Origin of the sequence: Nocardia brevicatena NBRC 12119 (genome assembly GCF_000308495.1) — a bacterium.
GTDB classification, from domain to species: domain Bacteria; phylum Actinomycetota; class Actinomycetes; order Mycobacteriales; family Mycobacteriaceae; genus Nocardia; species Nocardia brevicatena.
Map to the genome: position 1 here is coordinate 1 of NZ_BAFU01000246.1, position 13,611 is coordinate 13,611.

The window sequence follows — 13,611 nt, forward strand, 5'->3', positions numbered from 1 at the left end:
ACCGCTACGCCTCCCTGCGGGAGAACACCGGGGGCTACGGTCCCGAGACAGCCGCGCCGAAATCTTCAACGCCTTCTACATCGGCAGCGGCGCGGGCCCGGCCGATCCCCTCGTATCACCCGTCAAGCGCGCGGATCTCTCCGGTCTGCCTCCCGCCCTGATCATCACGGCGGAGTACGACCCGATGTGCGACGAGGGTGAGTTCTACGGCCGGCTGCTGGGCGAGGCAGGCGTGGAGGTGACGGTCGGCCGATATGCGGGCGCCAACCACGATTTCGTGCAGAACTTTTCGCGGATCCCCGGGGACCACGGGGTTTTCGCGGAGACGGCCGATTTCCTCGACCGCCGCGGTTTCGACCGGAAATAACCTCACGAACGTGCCCGCCACACCGGGAAAGAGCGATATGACACAAGAAGTGAGTGTTCATCCCCACATCTCACCCTGGGGTTGTTTCGGTCTCTACAGCTTCTTCATCGATGCCCCCGAGCCGGCCATCGTCGATACCGGGACCGTTTTGTCGCCCGCCGAGGGCATGGTGCCCGCGCGCGGACCTCGGCCGCAGTGTCGAGGAGGTTCGCTGGATTCTGCTGACTCACGGCCGTATCGACAGCACCAGGACGAGCTCGCCGCCCGGTCGCACCGGCTCGCGGCGGCGGCGTGGGACGAAGGGCTCTACGACGACCTGGTGGTTCCGGTGGATATGCGGTGCACGGCCAGGTATCGATCGTGAGACATTCTGTCGTTCGTCTCGCCCGAGGTTCCGATGGCAATCGCCGAAAATCCAACGAAGTTCATGTAGTCACTGGTCGGTGGTCGTAGCGCCGGGGCGGCGTCACCCGAGTGATGTGCAAGGCCGACGTAATCTGTTGGCTGACAGTAGCTTCGGGTGCGGTTGGCTATGTCCGCGGGATGGAACCGCTGAGGATGCGGTGGATGGTGGAGCGGCCGACGCTGTATTCCTCGGCGAGGTCGGCCGGACTCGCGTTGTCCAGGCCGGTGCGGTTGCGGCGAGTAGGAGAACCCTTTGTCGGTGAATATCCGCTCGGACGGCACTGCGAGGGTGAGCAGTTGCTCGGTTTGGATCTCGACATCTTGTTCGTCGGCGGAGCAGCGCACGTATCCGTATCCGACGCGGAAGGGCTCGGTCACCATCCGATCAGGCCAAGTCGCCCCTGGTGCTCGCGAACCACTGAGCGGAGTTCAGCGCGTGGTGTAGGCGCCGCCGTTGAGGTGGACGGTCTGGCCGGTGATATGGCGGGCAGGTGGGGAGGTCAGGGGTTCGATGAGACCGGCCACGTTGTCGGGACGCCCCGGCCGTTTGTCATGTGTCGCCGCGATCAGCTGCGCACGGCGTTCGTCGGTGAGTTTGCCCTGGAAGAAGTCGGTGTCCTCGATGTAGCCGGGCGAAACGATGTTTACCGTTATGCCTGTCGGCGCCGGCTCGGCCGAAAGGCCCGCCGAGGCGAAGCGCTGCGAGCCCAGTTCGTTCTGTAGTCGTGCGGCGATCTTCGCGTGTTCCGGGCCGATGCGGGCCACGGCCGCGCGCCCTTCTCGGTGACCGCGACGAGTTTCGCGCGGCGGTGCGCGGGATTGGGGCGATATTCGGTCAGGCCCTTGTCGACCAGCAGATCGGCGATTCGCTGCACGCTCTGCCGGGTGATGCCCATGGCGCGGGCGATCCCGGCCACCGGTAGGGGTTCGCGCCGCGCCGAGCCGAGCATCTGCCACCAGGCGGCGGTGAGTCCCGCCGGGGCGGCCGGTTTCTCGGCGATGGCGAAGAACTGGCCGTTGAGCCGGAAGGATGTGATGGCGACGGTTCTGAAGAGTTCCTGTTCGCCACCGGGCATAGGCCCTCCTGTGTGGATCAGGGGCGGCCGGCGCTCCGTCGGGCCTCGTATTCGGCCAGGACCGCGTAGCCGGCGGGATCGCCGGCGGCGAAGAGCCGATACCAGCCGTCGAGCACGTGGGGTTCGTAGAGGTCGAGGGCGCCCAGGACTTCTCGGGCGAATTCGAACGGGGCCGTCGAGTTGGCGGTGATCACGCCGGCGTCGGTGACCGCGGGTTCGTCGAGGTAGTGTTCGGCCCCGGCATAGCCGGAGGCGGTGAGGTATTCGGCGATATTGCTGGTGTGTTTGCGGTTGTCGAGCAGTCCTTGACGGGCCAGGCCGAAGGTCGCGCCGCAGATCGCGGCGACCGGGACGCCGGCGTCGACGAATTCTTGGGCCTTCCGCGCGAACGCGGTCAGTTCGTCGGTTTCCCATCCTTCGGCGCCGGGCAGGATCAGCATGGCGCTGTCGGCCGGGGTGAGGTCGGCCGGCGTCATATCCGGAATGATCCGCATACCGCCCATGGTGGTGATCGGTTCCGTGCTCGGGCCGACCGTGCGTATCGCGTATCGGCCCGGTTCCTTGTGCCAGGCTCCATTGTTGATATGCGCGGTGGCCGCGCCCACCTCCCAGTCGGCGAGGGTGTCGTATACGGCGAGGTGGACTATTCGTGCAACCATGACAGCATCGTGTCATTTCGGCAGGGGTGCTGTCATGGTTGGAGTTCCGGTAGCAGGCTCGTGGACAGCATTACGAGGCGTCCGCATCACCTTCTCCGGGTCCTGCGTCGGCCCCTTATGACCACGGGTGTTCTCTGGGGTGAGCCGAGGGGAAATGGTTCTCGATACCCCGTGCATGCGTGGGGCGTGTCTTGTCGGGCCTTCACGCCTGCGGTGTCCGTTTCGGGTGAAGATTTCGGTCCGTCGCATTCGTGAACTGCCACCCGGAAGTTCGGTGGCCGGGATCCGCGGGACCTTGTTCGGTGCCGGATCCAGGTCAGGGCGCGCGGATGCGCCCACTATGCCGCTGTCGGGTGGAGCAACGCATCGAGGTCGGGCGGCATCGGCATGGGCCGGCGCAGGCCGACGTTGGCTCGTCCGGTGTTGCCTTCGGGGTAGCGGCCGGATAATGAGCCCGGTGCGGCGACAATGATCCGGATGAACTGCCCGAATGCTTCGCGCCGATCGCGCTGACGGACGGCGAGGGCGAACATGGCGATGTGGTTGCAGGTGTGCAGCCAGGGGTCGGGTTGGGACAGGATGTGCGCACGTTCGAGGTGTGTCCACCGCTGTATGGGGTCGGAAGCGGTCTTCGCGGCATGCATTTCGTCGCGGTAGCGGGCGCGGGCCTGGGCCGGGATGCGGGACATGATGTGCCTTTCGGGGTTGGGTCGTTTCAGCCGAAGGAGAGGACGCCGATCGCGGCGGCGACGCCGGTGCCGATCGCGATCGTGGCGGCCAGTTGTGCGCCGGTGAGCAGGCGATGGTGTCGGATCCAGGTGAATACCAGCGCGGTGACCGGCAGGGCGACAGTTGCCGCGGTGACCATGCCGGGTGAGTAGTCGCCGAACCAGGCCGCGGAGCCGAGATGGACGGCGGCGTTGACCGCGAACCGCGGCATCTCCTCGAGGGTGTGGACCACGAACACCATGAACGGCGTCGACAGCACCAGCGGCCGGAGCAACGCCGGATCGAAGGCCGCGCTGGTCTGCGCTCGAGGGTCGGTAAGTGACTCGGTCATCGACGATCCTTCCATGAATCAATTAATGCGAATGTTACTATATATTGTGCTCGTGTGTGGTCGGCCTCATTTCGGGAAAAGGTCGGTCGCAGTGGTCACAATCACGCCCGACCGTACCGGACGCGGTCAGGGCGGTGGTGGGTGCGGACAGCAGGTGTTGCCACGCCTGCGATCGACGTCTACTTCTACAACCACAACGCCCCGCTCGAATAGATATTCGTGAGCCCCCCGCTACCGCGTCGGCGAGCCGAAACCGTTCCGACCCGCTCCCTTGGTCCGGGCGGAGCAGCCTGGTTTATCCGCCTTCGTTGAGCGCGGCCACCGGTTCGGCCGGCTGCCGAGCGTCGAGATAGCCGCTCAGGGTCTCGGCGGGGAGGCTCGATTGCGGTTCGAAACGTTGCAGCGCCTTGACGATGGCGTTCTGCGCTCGCCGGTCGTGGCCTGTGCTCCGGTGGCGGCCCGTCGCCGCCCGAGTTCTTTCGGCCCTGGTCGAAGTCGCGGCTCGCCGCCGATCACCCCACCCTTTTCGAGTGCGGTGATCTCCGCATCGGTGAACCCGAGCCCGGTAAGCAATGCGCGGTTGTCCTGGCCGGACAGTGGCGCGTGGCGCCGATGGTAGCGCTCAGGACCGGCCGACAGCCGCATGGGTACCGTGCTGTGCCGAGACGTGGGGTTGACCGGTGATCCGCCGGTTCGAAGAAGCCGCGGAACTCGAGCTGTGGAATATCGGTCTGCCGGTGCGGCTGCATCACCTTGCCCACGGGGACACCGACGTCCCGGAGTAGGTGCACGATCTCGTCGGCATCGCGTTCCCCGCACCAGGCGGCCACGTGTTCATTGATGTACTCGTGGCGCCGGCGGCGGCCGGTATCGGTGTCCAGTCGCGGGTCGGTCGCCCGCTCGGGTCGGCCGAGGGCCTCGCGCAGCCGGCGCCAGTGGTCGTCGGTGACCACGGCCACGGCGACCCAGCAGTCCTCGCGACCGAATTCGTCGATACCGGCGGCGCGGTACAGATTCTGCGGCGCCGTGGCGGGCCCGCGGTTGCCGGCCCGTTCGAGCAGCACCCCGTACGCGGGGTATTCGATGACCTGTTCGGCGGTGATATCGGGGGCCGCCTCCACCAGCATTCCGTTACCGGTGCGCCGCCGGTGTTCCAGGGCCGGCAGCAGAGCGACCGGAGCGTGCACCCCGGCATTCGGGTCGCCGAGGGAATACGGTTCCACGGATTCCGCTCCGGATATCCGGTGAGCCAGGCGAGTCCCGAGGTGTCCTCGATGACATAGGCGAAGGCCGGGTTGTCCCGCCACGGCCCGTCCGGCCCGAATCCGGGCATCCGCATCATGATGGCGTCCGGCCGTAAGGCCCGGACCGCGGCGTAGTCCAGGCCGATATTCTCGAGCACGCGCGGCGTGTAGTTCTCGGCTACCACATCACATCCGGCGATGAGCCGGTCCAGCACCGCTCCGCCCCGCTCGGTGCGAAAGTCAAGGGCCAGGCCCAGTTTGTTGGTGTTGAGCCTGGAGAAGATGGGTGATTTCTCCCATCACCGGTCCTCGGTGACCAAAACACCCGCGACGAGACGGGTGCCGTCCGGGCGACCGGCCGATTCCACGTGCACGGCCTCGGCGCACAACATAGCGAGGAGATGGGTACACGACGGACCGGCCCAGAAAGTCGTCATGCCCAGGACCCGCGGACCGCGGAAGGGCAGCGGATCGGCGGAACCGTCACCGGTCTGCCGGCGGGGGATATCGTGGGGGCGGTGGTGTTCGGTGTGTTCACCGAGCCGGGGCGCGTGTCGCGTGCGGCGGAGGATATCGGGGTGCGTTCGATACGGCGGGCCCGGTCGGACGAAGCCGTCGCGCGGATTGGTGGTGAAGAAATCCCGGGCCACATGATGGTCGACGGCCGTGGCATCGGCGCCGTTGACCACCGGCCCGTTGGGGATCCGGAACGCGGTGGCCAGTTCCCGGATCTCACTCACCTTGTGCTCGGCGAACCAGGCATTGCCCTCGGTGGCGTGTTCGGTGATCGACGGGTTGGGGTCCTCGCCCGGTCTGGACTCGCTGCTCACATCGGCGGAGACCGTGGCCGCGGATATGAACGGTGCGGGCGAGGCCACCCGCACGCTGCTCGAGGATTCGGTGCCACTGTTGGATTCCCAGGTGCGGACCGCCGATGCCATTCGCATCTGGGCCCGCGGCCTGGCCGGGGTGACGGATCAACTGGTCGCCGACGATCCCCGTGTGCGCACCCTGCTCGACACCGGACCCGTTTTCGCACAGGAGGTCTCGGGTCTCCTGGACTCGGTGCAGCCGACGCTCGGATTCGCCCACTACGACCCGCGGCCCGGCAGCTATATGGGTTCGGACGGAAAGTTGTATCAGCAGACGGACCTGGTGGCCGGCTCACGGGAGACGTGGCAGGAGATGTTCCCGCACTGATTCCGGGCCGAGCCATCGGATAGTAAGTGCCCCATCGGGTTCCGAATTCGGGAGGCCGCCGTGAACCCGGGTGTATCGGTCCGTGCGCTGGCGGTCATCGCGAATACGGGATGCCCTGCTCTCGGTCCGACACCGTGAACTCAGGGATACCGCGGTCTCGACGACGGAGCGCCCCGGTGTGGGGTCTCCGCCGGGGCTTCGGCCATACGCGTGTCCCTGTCGACTTCTGGGGTCGCCGTAGTTTCTGCCGAAAAAGCGGCGGATATGCCCATTCTCCCTGGTCGGTACAGCCACAACGAAGGGCCTGAACAGGTCTGGGCATACCTCCGAGCAGCATCCCCGTCAGGAGATACGGCGTATCCGCCTGGTTCCATCGATGAATTCCGGTGTAGTTCATCGGTCGGATTCGACGTCATTCGGGCCGAGATGGCCGGAGGTCGTATCGGTGAATCCCGATGGCACCCGAGCACGGCGTTCGCCGCACTCGACTGAACAACCCGGGCCTGGTCAGGTAGAGTAATCGACCACTGCTCAGCCGGGAAGCGACATCGGAATTCCTTACTGTGTCGGGACGGTGATCGGGATGGCGCTGGGGTCCACCGATATAACCAATCCGCCCGATTTTCGGCGAAAAGTACAGCGACCCTACCGATCCTGCCCCCGCCGAGGGACTGTCGAACGACATGGTCGGTTCGACAGTCCCTATCAACTCATGGCGGGGGCAGGACATGAGGTGCTCACGGAAGATATAGGCGCTCGACCGGTGGCACGAAATGGTGTGTCGACGGGGTTGCGCCGAAACCGTGGCCCCGCAGGGGGACTCTCGGTTGGTTCAGCAACTGCTTCCTATGAACGGCAGGTGTCACCAATGGCCGCTTTCGCTGCTGCCGTGGCCGCTGCCGCCGTGGCTGCCGTGGCCGCTGCCGCTGTGGCTGCCGTGGCTGCCGTGGCCGCTTTCGCTGCTGCCGTGGGCGCTGCCGCTGCTGCCGTGGCCGCTGCCGCCGTGGCTGCCGTGGTGGCTGCCGTGGCTGCCGTGGTGGCTGCCGTGGCTGCCGTCGTGGCTGCCGTGGCTGCCGTGGTGGCTGCCGTGGCTGCCGTCGTGGCTGCCGTGGCCGCTGCCGCTGCTGCCTACGGGCTCAAGCACCACCGGGGCGGCGAGCGCAGAGGCCGCCAGGACCGTCACCGGTGTCAGCGCGAGCGCGGCTGCGACGGCGCCGCGTGCCAGCATGCGGTAGTGTCTTGCGGGGCTGTGGTGGATAGACAGACTCATGGATATACCCTTCCCTGGTGCATGAGGTTCGGTCGGTGATCGCTCGGTCGTCCACTCGGGTTTGTACTCGCGTGCACTGGTGAAATCACGTCGAACAGCGGCCGTTCCGCTGTCGTGGAGAGACGTATCCCACCTGGAACGAGGCCTTACTCAGAACTGGCACATGGGTTGGCCATCAATACAGGTCACGATGGTTCGGAACCGTCGGACCGGGTCTGGAACAGGCTCAATGGTAGCCACTCCATACAGCCCGAACAACTTACTGCGGTCGGCGTGTACGAGTCGACGGATTTCGGACGCATCGGGCATTCCGACATCTACGGTCCGGGTGTGCCGGGGATGGAAACGATGCCGGATCGCCCGACCATTACCGTGGCCGTCGATCTGTGTGACCTCGCCCGCAGCGCAGTGCGGCTGCGGCGCCGAAACCTACTACTACTGCTGCGCCTCGACAGGAACGAGCCCGAGTAGCGGCATGTCGAACGGGTAGCGGCCCAGCGTATCCTCAACGAACTCGACCACCGTGTGATCACCGTCGATCTCGAGAACCTCGAATTCGTCGGCCTGGCCGTTGCCTACGGGCGCGTGCGGCGGGCCGTGCCCTTGTGGGTGCTCGTCGACGATCAGTTCGCGGATGAACTCGGCCAGGGCGTCGAAGACGTGGAACACCAGGCACCCGTCGGGAGCGGTGGTGTCGAGAGCCCGTGCAGGGACCGGAACCCGATCCCGCGGCGACGCGGGTCGGCCACGATCATGATCAGGTCCTGCAGGCTGCGGCCCGGCCGACCCCGGGGCCACCACGAGGGTGTCCCCGGCGCGCATGTAGCTCGGGCAGGCAGCGACCGCGACCGGAGCCGACTGATCGTTTGTTGTTTCGGTGACGCACCGGGTCCGCTCCGGCGATGCGTGGAGCGGGGCGGCTCTCCATCGCGCGAGAAGGGCGGACCGCTGTCCGAATCCGTCTGCCGGACGAAGTGGAGAGACCCATGAGACCGGGATGGATCCGCCGCTCAGACAGGTCGAAGGATGAGATCAGCCAGTTGCCGGTTCGACACCCTCGCCGCCGCCGACACCGCCCTGATCGAGGCCCAGGCGCGGATCCCACTGGCAAGAGCGTGGGGCGGTGGGCCGGTCGCGTCGGTGGACGGGCTGCGTTTCGTGGTTCCGGTCCGCACCATCCATGCCCGACCCAACGCCGAGTACTTCGGACGCAAACGCGGTATCACCTGGTTGAACGTGATCAACGACCAGGCCGCCGGCCTCGCCGCGCAAGTTCTCCGGGCACCCCGCGCGATTCGCTGCACGCGGTGGATGTGGTGTTGTGTCAGCAGGGTGGGACGGTGCCGGAGGCAATCATCACCGATACCGGTTCCTACAGCGATATCGTGTTCGGGCTCCTATATCTGCTGGGTCGCCAGTATCGCCCGCAGCCGGCGAATCTGCCGGATCAGCGGTTGTGGCGCATCGACCCAGCCGCCGACTACGGACCGCTGGACAAGGCCGCACGCGGATGGATCGATGTCGAGCGGATCGGCCGGCATTGGGAGGACATGTGCCGGATCGCGGTCTCGATCCACACCGGCGAAGTGTCCGTGCACGAGGTCACCCGCATGGTCTCCCGCGACGGACAACCGACCTCACTCGGGCACGCTGTTTCGCATTTCGGGCGGATCTTCAAGACCCTGCACGTGCTGCGACCGGCCGACGACGAACCCTATCGCCGCGAGATCAAAGCCCAGGCCGACCTCACCGAGGGCCGCCACGACCTGGCGCGGCGGATCTTCCACGGTCGCAAGGGTGAGATGACGCGGACCTATTACGAAGGCATGGAAGACCGGCTCTCGGCACTGGGTCTGGTCCTCAACTGTGTGGTGCTGTGGAACACCGTCTACAGGGATCGCGCGCCGGCCGAGCTGCGCGGCCAGGACTACCCGGTGCTGGATGCGGATGTGGGCGGCTCTCGCCGTTCATTCGGACCCACATCGGCATCGACGGGCACTACAGCTTCCGTCTACCCGACCTCGGAGGAACACACCGGCCGTTACGCGATCCCGACGCCCGCGACGACGAATGAGGCCGACACCGAAAGTGTCGGTCGGCGCAGACGCTTCGGTATGCCGCCTGTCGTGGTGTCGATCTCGACGCCCTTTTCATCGCATCACGTCGGTAGCGGAAAGAAGATCGGGCTGATGAGGTATCTATGGCGGTCACCCTCCGGTGAGTTCGAGGCGACCGACTCGAGGACTTTCTGGAGCTGAGTTATGAGGTGGGCGCGTTCGTCGTCGGTGAGCCACACCGGCATTTGGATGTAGGAGACGTTGTCGCGGTAGGGCTCGGCACCGGTGGTTTGCAGGTAGTGCTGAAAACTCGACGCCAGCACACTCATGGCGGCAGCGAATAAGGATTGATGATCGTCGGTGGTCAATGCGGCCATCTCTGCGGGCGGCATCGCCGCGCCACCGGGTGCGAATCGGTAGGTCCGTTCGACTGCTCCGCGGCGCCGCTCTTCGCGATGCACGATCAATATGCCGGCGTCGAGCAGCACGGCGAGCTGGCGATACAGCGTCGGCCGCGAGACGTCGGGTAGCGAATCCAGCAACGAAGCGGCCGTGAACTCGCGGCCATCCATGACGGTGTTGATGATGCGGATTCGCACAGGGTTGCGAAGAACCTCTACCAGCTTCATATTCCAATGGTCTCATGAAGTGATACTGTTCTCATATGTCGATACCAATCACGTGGCCGATGGGTGAGCGCGTCGCGATCGACGCACGAAGTCTGTGGGTCGTGCGCGCCAAGCCCCCCGGCGATCCAGTTCTCTTCCTTCCGGGCGCCGGCAGTTTCGGACTGGACTACTACCGGGTGTACAACCTGGTCGAGGAGCACTGCACCCCGATCCTGTACGACCGTGCGGGCACTGGATGGAGCGAGGACGTAGCACTTCCCCGCACCCTGGACGAAGTCACCGACGAGATCGCCGATCTACTCTCCGCCCTGGGAGTCGAGTCGACCGTGACGCTGGTCGGTCACTCCCTCGGGGGCGCCTACGCCCAACACTTCGCGCAGCGCTTTCCTGATCGGGTCGCCCGGCTCGTGCTGATCGATCCACTGCACCAGGACTGGGACGACTTCGTGCCGCCCGAGCTGCAGTTCGGCGCGGCACCCGCCACGGACAACGCGCAGATGCCCGAACTTCCGGCGGAAGCGATCGACCAGATACGGACCGCAATGGAAATAGCCTTCAGCGAATTCCCGGCCGAGATCGGCAAAGCAGCTCTGGACCTGCACATGAGCACCGAACGGTTCCCCGTCGGGTTCCTGGAGGGTCTGAACGCGGCGCACCTGCTCAACGAGCTTCGGGAAGGAGGTCCGCTGCCGAAGTCCCGACGCAACTCATCAGCGCGACCGGCACAGACGCACAGCAACGCCTTTTTGTGCCCGCGGACCTTCTACGGCAGCAACTGGAGGGGAGTGAACGGCTCTACGACAGTATCGCCGAAAGGTACTCATGGGTGGAGCGCATCACGGTTGCGGATGCATCGCACGCGAACCTGCCCATGGTCCGCCCAGATGTCATTGCCGCCGGCATCGCGTCTGTGACGCCGGACCACCGGCAGCGCTGACGATCTCATCGAGGGCGCATGCCGCGACGCGATCGAACGCGGCTGTCCTCGATATCGTGCTCCAAAGAGCCTGGGTGCTCAGACCTCCGACCACACCGGCGGTCGGGCATGGTTCTGCTGGACTGATTCAGCGGCCAGTCCGACGCCGTGCCGTATCGCTGTCCGCCTGATACCGGCGAAGTCCCTCATCGGACACGCGCGCATATTTGGCGAGGCTGCGCACCGAGGTATGCCCTGATAACTTCATCAACACCGGTGTCGACGCGCCGTCTTCTGCGACGTGTGTAAGTGCCTGTGTACGAACTGATCGTTTAGCGTTTTCGTGCGTGTGGGCCGGGAAGTACGGTTCGGCTGCCGGGGCGGCTGTTGGTGGCTTATCGTCGGATCGGGGTTCGGTCTGTGTCGGGGAGGTGGTGGCGTAGCTGACCACGGTGGCTCCGCGAAACGCCGGACACCGCGGTCCTTGGGTATGATCTGTTCGCGTTTCCGGCAGCGGTACTCACGCCCCGTGCTGATGAATGGCGGGTAAGGGATTACAGAATCACGGGTGGCTCGGAGAAGTGGGCGAGCCGGCGTGAACTACCAACATCGACTTGGTCAACCGTAGGTCGCGGTCGGCAGGGCAGGCGATTTCCATGTCTTCACAGGTCAGCCCTGCGCCTTCGGCGGTTTCTTCGAACAGCAACGTCGACGTGTAGTAGCGCAGGAATTCATGCCGGTTCGGAAAGACGAGGCCGGCATCGATTGTTTCGGTTCGCACGGTATCGAAACGTTCTCGCACGATGGGAAGGATTTCCTCGCCGAGTCGTGCGGCGCGGATGCGTGTGCGATCGTCGATGCGTCGTCCGGTGAGGCGTTCGTTGAACTCGTAGAGTTCGAGTGCGTTTTCAGCCGTCGAGCCGATGAGCAGCAGGTGGCCGTCGGCTCGCATGGTTCGGGTGAGTTCGCTGATGGTGAAGTTCGGATCCTTGGCGTTGTAGATCGCGAAGACCGATGTCACCAGGTCGAACGTGCCGTTCTGGAATGGGAGAACCTCGTCCATGGACTGCTCGACCAGGGTGAGTCCGTGTGCATCAGGGTAGGCGGCGCGAGCGGTGTCGAGCAGTGCCTTGTCGCGGTCGAGTCCGACCACGTGGCCACCGGGATGTAGGTGGCGCAGATAGATTCCGAGGTGGTTGCCGTCCCCGCAGCCGAGGTCGAGCACGGCCTCCCACTGTCGGGTGCTGACGAATTTCTCGATCCAGGCATCCAGGTCGAATGTGCCGAAGAGCTTGTTCGCTCTGATGCGGTCGGCGAGCCTGTTTTCCTTCTCGTGGAAGCTCAAGTCCATGGTATCCTCAGCGGATTGTTGCCGGTGTCGGGCCCGGCTGCAACATCAGGGTGGGCAGGCCCAGGTGCGTGATCGCGTCCGGCAGTGTCATCGCGCTGGGTAGTTGATCCAGATAGGTTGTCCACCAGTGTCGATCGCGTTTCCAGGCGTCGGTATAGGCGACACAGAAGGCGGGTGTGATCTCGTCGTGGGCGGTGATCGCCGCCTGCAGCGCGGTGTGGATCGCGGCGTCATCGTGGCCGTGGGCGATGCGATCGGCGAATGTGTCGAGCAGCGAGCCCAGGAAGCGGCGTTTGCTCGACAGGAACGCCCGCCAGAAGGTTCGATCCGCTTGGCCCGGGGCGATCCCGTGACGTAGACCGCTGTGCAGTCCCTGGGCGATCACCTCGCCGAATTGCTCGCGTGCGGCTCTGTTCGGATCGTCGAAGGGACGGTACTCATCGTTCACGGCGCGTCCGGTCAACGCGAGCCGTGGAAAAGAATCCTCATCGAGTAGATACAGCCAGTCATCATTGTATATCTCGGGGAAGAACGCCGGTCGTTGTCTGGGGGCGGTCATCAGCACACCGCCCGCGAGGAAGGTGTTGGGCGTTTCCCCGATTCGTCGGCAGGCATGTCCGGCCACGGATAGATCGGGAAACCCCTGCACGGTCAAACCGGTCACCGCGTACTCGCCGAGCAAGTCGGACGCGGCTTGGACATGGCCGGGATCTTCGATCCGTATATCGTCGTCGAGGAGGAAAACCCTTTCCCAGCCGACAAGGTGGGCGAGTACGAGTGCGGTATTGCGTTTCACGCTGACTTCGACGTGATGCCAGAACCGGGTTGGACGAAGCACTTCGGTGGTGGCGAAGGCTTCGGGGGCCGGTGGACAGACTTTGCCGTTGAAATCGATCGCCACCACCGGTACACGGCAATAGGCAGCTTTGTCGACGACATCGCGCGCAGTGATCTCCTTGCTGCACATGACCACAAGCGTGCAACCGAGGGCTTCTGCGAGATGGAGGTGTTCTGCCGTCCGGCCGGCCGGACGCGCAGCGGGCACCACGATAGCGTCCACGCCTCGGTTGCTACGCTCTGCGGGAGATTGCGTTCTCGTCATGCAGTGGCAAGCTGCTAGATGATATCGACCGGCAATACTGCGAAGGCTCGCACCGCGTGGTTATCCAGCAGTGTGGTCCAGTTCGGGTCGACCCCGTCCGCGATCGGCTGCGGGGAAGTCGCCCCGAGGGTTTCCCAGGCGTGTCCGGCGAACTCGAGCAATGTAGCAATGATCATGAGACATCCTCCCGGAACGGGTGCGGTGGGCAGCCGAATCATTGGTGCTGTCAACAGGTTACCGTCTTATCCTCGCGGGTGATTCTTATGCGTGGGAAT

General features: G+C 65.0%; 14 protein-coding genes and 3 pseudogenes. 6 read left to right on the forward strand and 11 right to left on the reverse strand.

Annotated elements, in window-relative coordinates; all coding sequences use genetic code 11:
• Both ON20_RS30935 and ON20_RS40800 read left to right on the forward strand, forming a co-directional pair.
• A partial coding sequence (locus tag ON20_RS30935; RefSeq protein ID WP_245547592.1) for an alpha/beta hydrolase fold domain-containing protein occupies positions 1–367 on the forward strand: 367 nt, incomplete at its 5' end.
• 10 nt (positions 368–377) lie between these two features.
• Positions 378–731 carry a thiolase family protein gene (locus ON20_RS40800; RefSeq protein ID WP_040841603.1) on the forward strand — a complete coding sequence of 118 codons (354 nt, stop codon included), beginning with the start codon at positions 378–380 and terminating at the stop codon, positions 729–731.
• Between the two features lie 470 nt (positions 732–1,201).
• On the opposite strand, the gene ON20_RS39570 is transcribed toward ON20_RS40800, so the two are convergent.
• The 6 genes and pseudogenes from ON20_RS39570 to ON20_RS35375 form a co-directional block, all read right to left on the reverse strand.
• Positions 1,202–1,483: an SDR family oxidoreductase gene (locus tag ON20_RS39570; protein ID WP_438803461.1), complete on the reverse strand. Its 282-nt coding sequence runs from the start codon at positions 1,481–1,483 to the stop codon at positions 1,202–1,204.
• Positions 1,463–1,848: pseudogene (locus ON20_RS37115) on the reverse strand (MarR family winged helix-turn-helix transcriptional regulator); the annotation flags it as partial. The gene ON20_RS39570 and the pseudogene ON20_RS37115, both read right to left, overlap by 21 nt.
• A 17-nt stretch (positions 1,849–1,865) precedes the next feature.
• Entirely contained in the window at positions 1,866–2,507 is a 642-nt protein-coding gene (locus ON20_RS30955; RefSeq protein WP_040841604.1) for a type 1 glutamine amidotransferase family protein, read from the reverse strand.
• A 338-nt stretch (positions 2,508–2,845) separates the two neighbouring features.
• Positions 2,846–3,196 carry a DUF3703 domain-containing protein gene (locus ON20_RS30960; RefSeq protein WP_040841605.1) on the reverse strand — a complete coding sequence of 117 codons (351 nt, stop codon included), beginning with the start codon at positions 3,194–3,196 and terminating at the stop codon, positions 2,846–2,848.
• A gap of 26 nt (positions 3,197–3,222) precedes the next feature.
• A complete protein-coding gene (locus ON20_RS30965) occupies positions 3,223–3,567 on the reverse strand; it encodes a hypothetical protein (RefSeq protein WP_157229148.1) in 345 nt (114 codons plus the stop codon).
• Positions 3,568–4,047: 480 nt separating this feature from the next.
• Positions 4,048–5,617 (reverse strand): annotated as a pseudogene (locus tag ON20_RS35375) (CaiB/BaiF CoA transferase family protein); the annotation flags it as partial.
• A gap of 37 nt (positions 5,618–5,654) precedes the next feature.
• Here ON20_RS35375 and ON20_RS35380 point away from each other — a divergent pair.
• Together ON20_RS35380 and ON20_RS37120 are read left to right on the forward strand one after the other, a co-directional pair.
• Positions 5,655–6,011, forward strand: a complete 357-nt coding sequence (locus tag ON20_RS35380; protein WP_040841607.1) for a hypothetical protein — start codon at positions 5,655–5,657, stop codon at positions 6,009–6,011.
• Between the two features lie 848 nt (positions 6,012–6,859).
• Positions 6,860–7,246: a hypothetical protein gene (locus ON20_RS37120; RefSeq protein WP_051163680.1), complete on the forward strand. Its 387-nt coding sequence runs from the start codon at positions 6,860–6,862 to the stop codon at positions 7,244–7,246.
• A 470-nt stretch (positions 7,247–7,716) separates the two neighbouring features.
• On the opposite strand, the gene ON20_RS37710 is transcribed toward ON20_RS37120, so the two are convergent.
• Positions 7,717–7,950 (reverse strand): hypothetical protein, encoded by a 234-nt coding sequence (locus tag ON20_RS37710; protein ID WP_040841608.1) that lies wholly within the window; start codon positions 7,948–7,950, stop codon positions 7,717–7,719.
• 357 nt (positions 7,951–8,307) lie between these two features.
• On the opposite strand from ON20_RS37710, the pseudogene ON20_RS30990 reads away from it, so the two are divergent.
• Positions 8,308–9,539, forward strand: a pseudogene (locus ON20_RS30990) (Tn3 family transposase).
• Here ON20_RS30990 and ON20_RS35385 read toward each other — a convergent pair.
• Entirely contained in the window at positions 9,440–9,967 is a 528-nt protein-coding gene (locus ON20_RS35385; protein WP_040841609.1) for a helix-turn-helix domain-containing protein, read from the reverse strand. The pseudogene ON20_RS30990 and the gene ON20_RS35385 overlap by 100 nt on opposite strands.
• Before the next feature lie 35 nt (positions 9,968–10,002).
• Here ON20_RS35385 and ON20_RS31000 point away from each other — a divergent pair, with 35 nt between their 5' ends.
• On the forward strand, positions 10,003–10,881 hold the full coding sequence (locus ON20_RS31000) for an alpha/beta fold hydrolase (RefSeq protein WP_083865543.1): 879 nt from the start codon (positions 10,003–10,005) through the stop codon (positions 10,879–10,881).
• 564 nt (positions 10,882–11,445) lie between these two features.
• On the opposite strand, the gene ON20_RS31005 is transcribed toward ON20_RS31000, so the two are convergent.
• From ON20_RS31005 to ON20_RS37125, 3 genes are all read right to left on the reverse strand, one after another.
• The gene (locus ON20_RS31005) at positions 11,446–12,234 is read right to left on the reverse strand and encodes a class I SAM-dependent methyltransferase (RefSeq protein WP_040841610.1); all 789 of its coding nucleotides are present in this window, start codon (positions 12,232–12,234) and stop codon (positions 11,446–11,448) included.
• Positions 12,235–12,241: 7 nt separating this feature from the next.
• On the reverse strand, positions 12,242–13,201 hold the full coding sequence (locus tag ON20_RS31010; protein WP_040841611.1) for a hypothetical protein: 960 nt from the start codon (positions 13,199–13,201) through the stop codon (positions 12,242–12,244).
• A 149-nt stretch (positions 13,202–13,350) separates the two neighbouring features.
• Entirely contained in the window at positions 13,351–13,512 is a 162-nt protein-coding gene (locus ON20_RS37125) for a hypothetical protein (RefSeq protein WP_157229152.1), read from the reverse strand.
• Between the last annotated feature and the right edge of the window lie 99 nt (positions 13,513–13,611).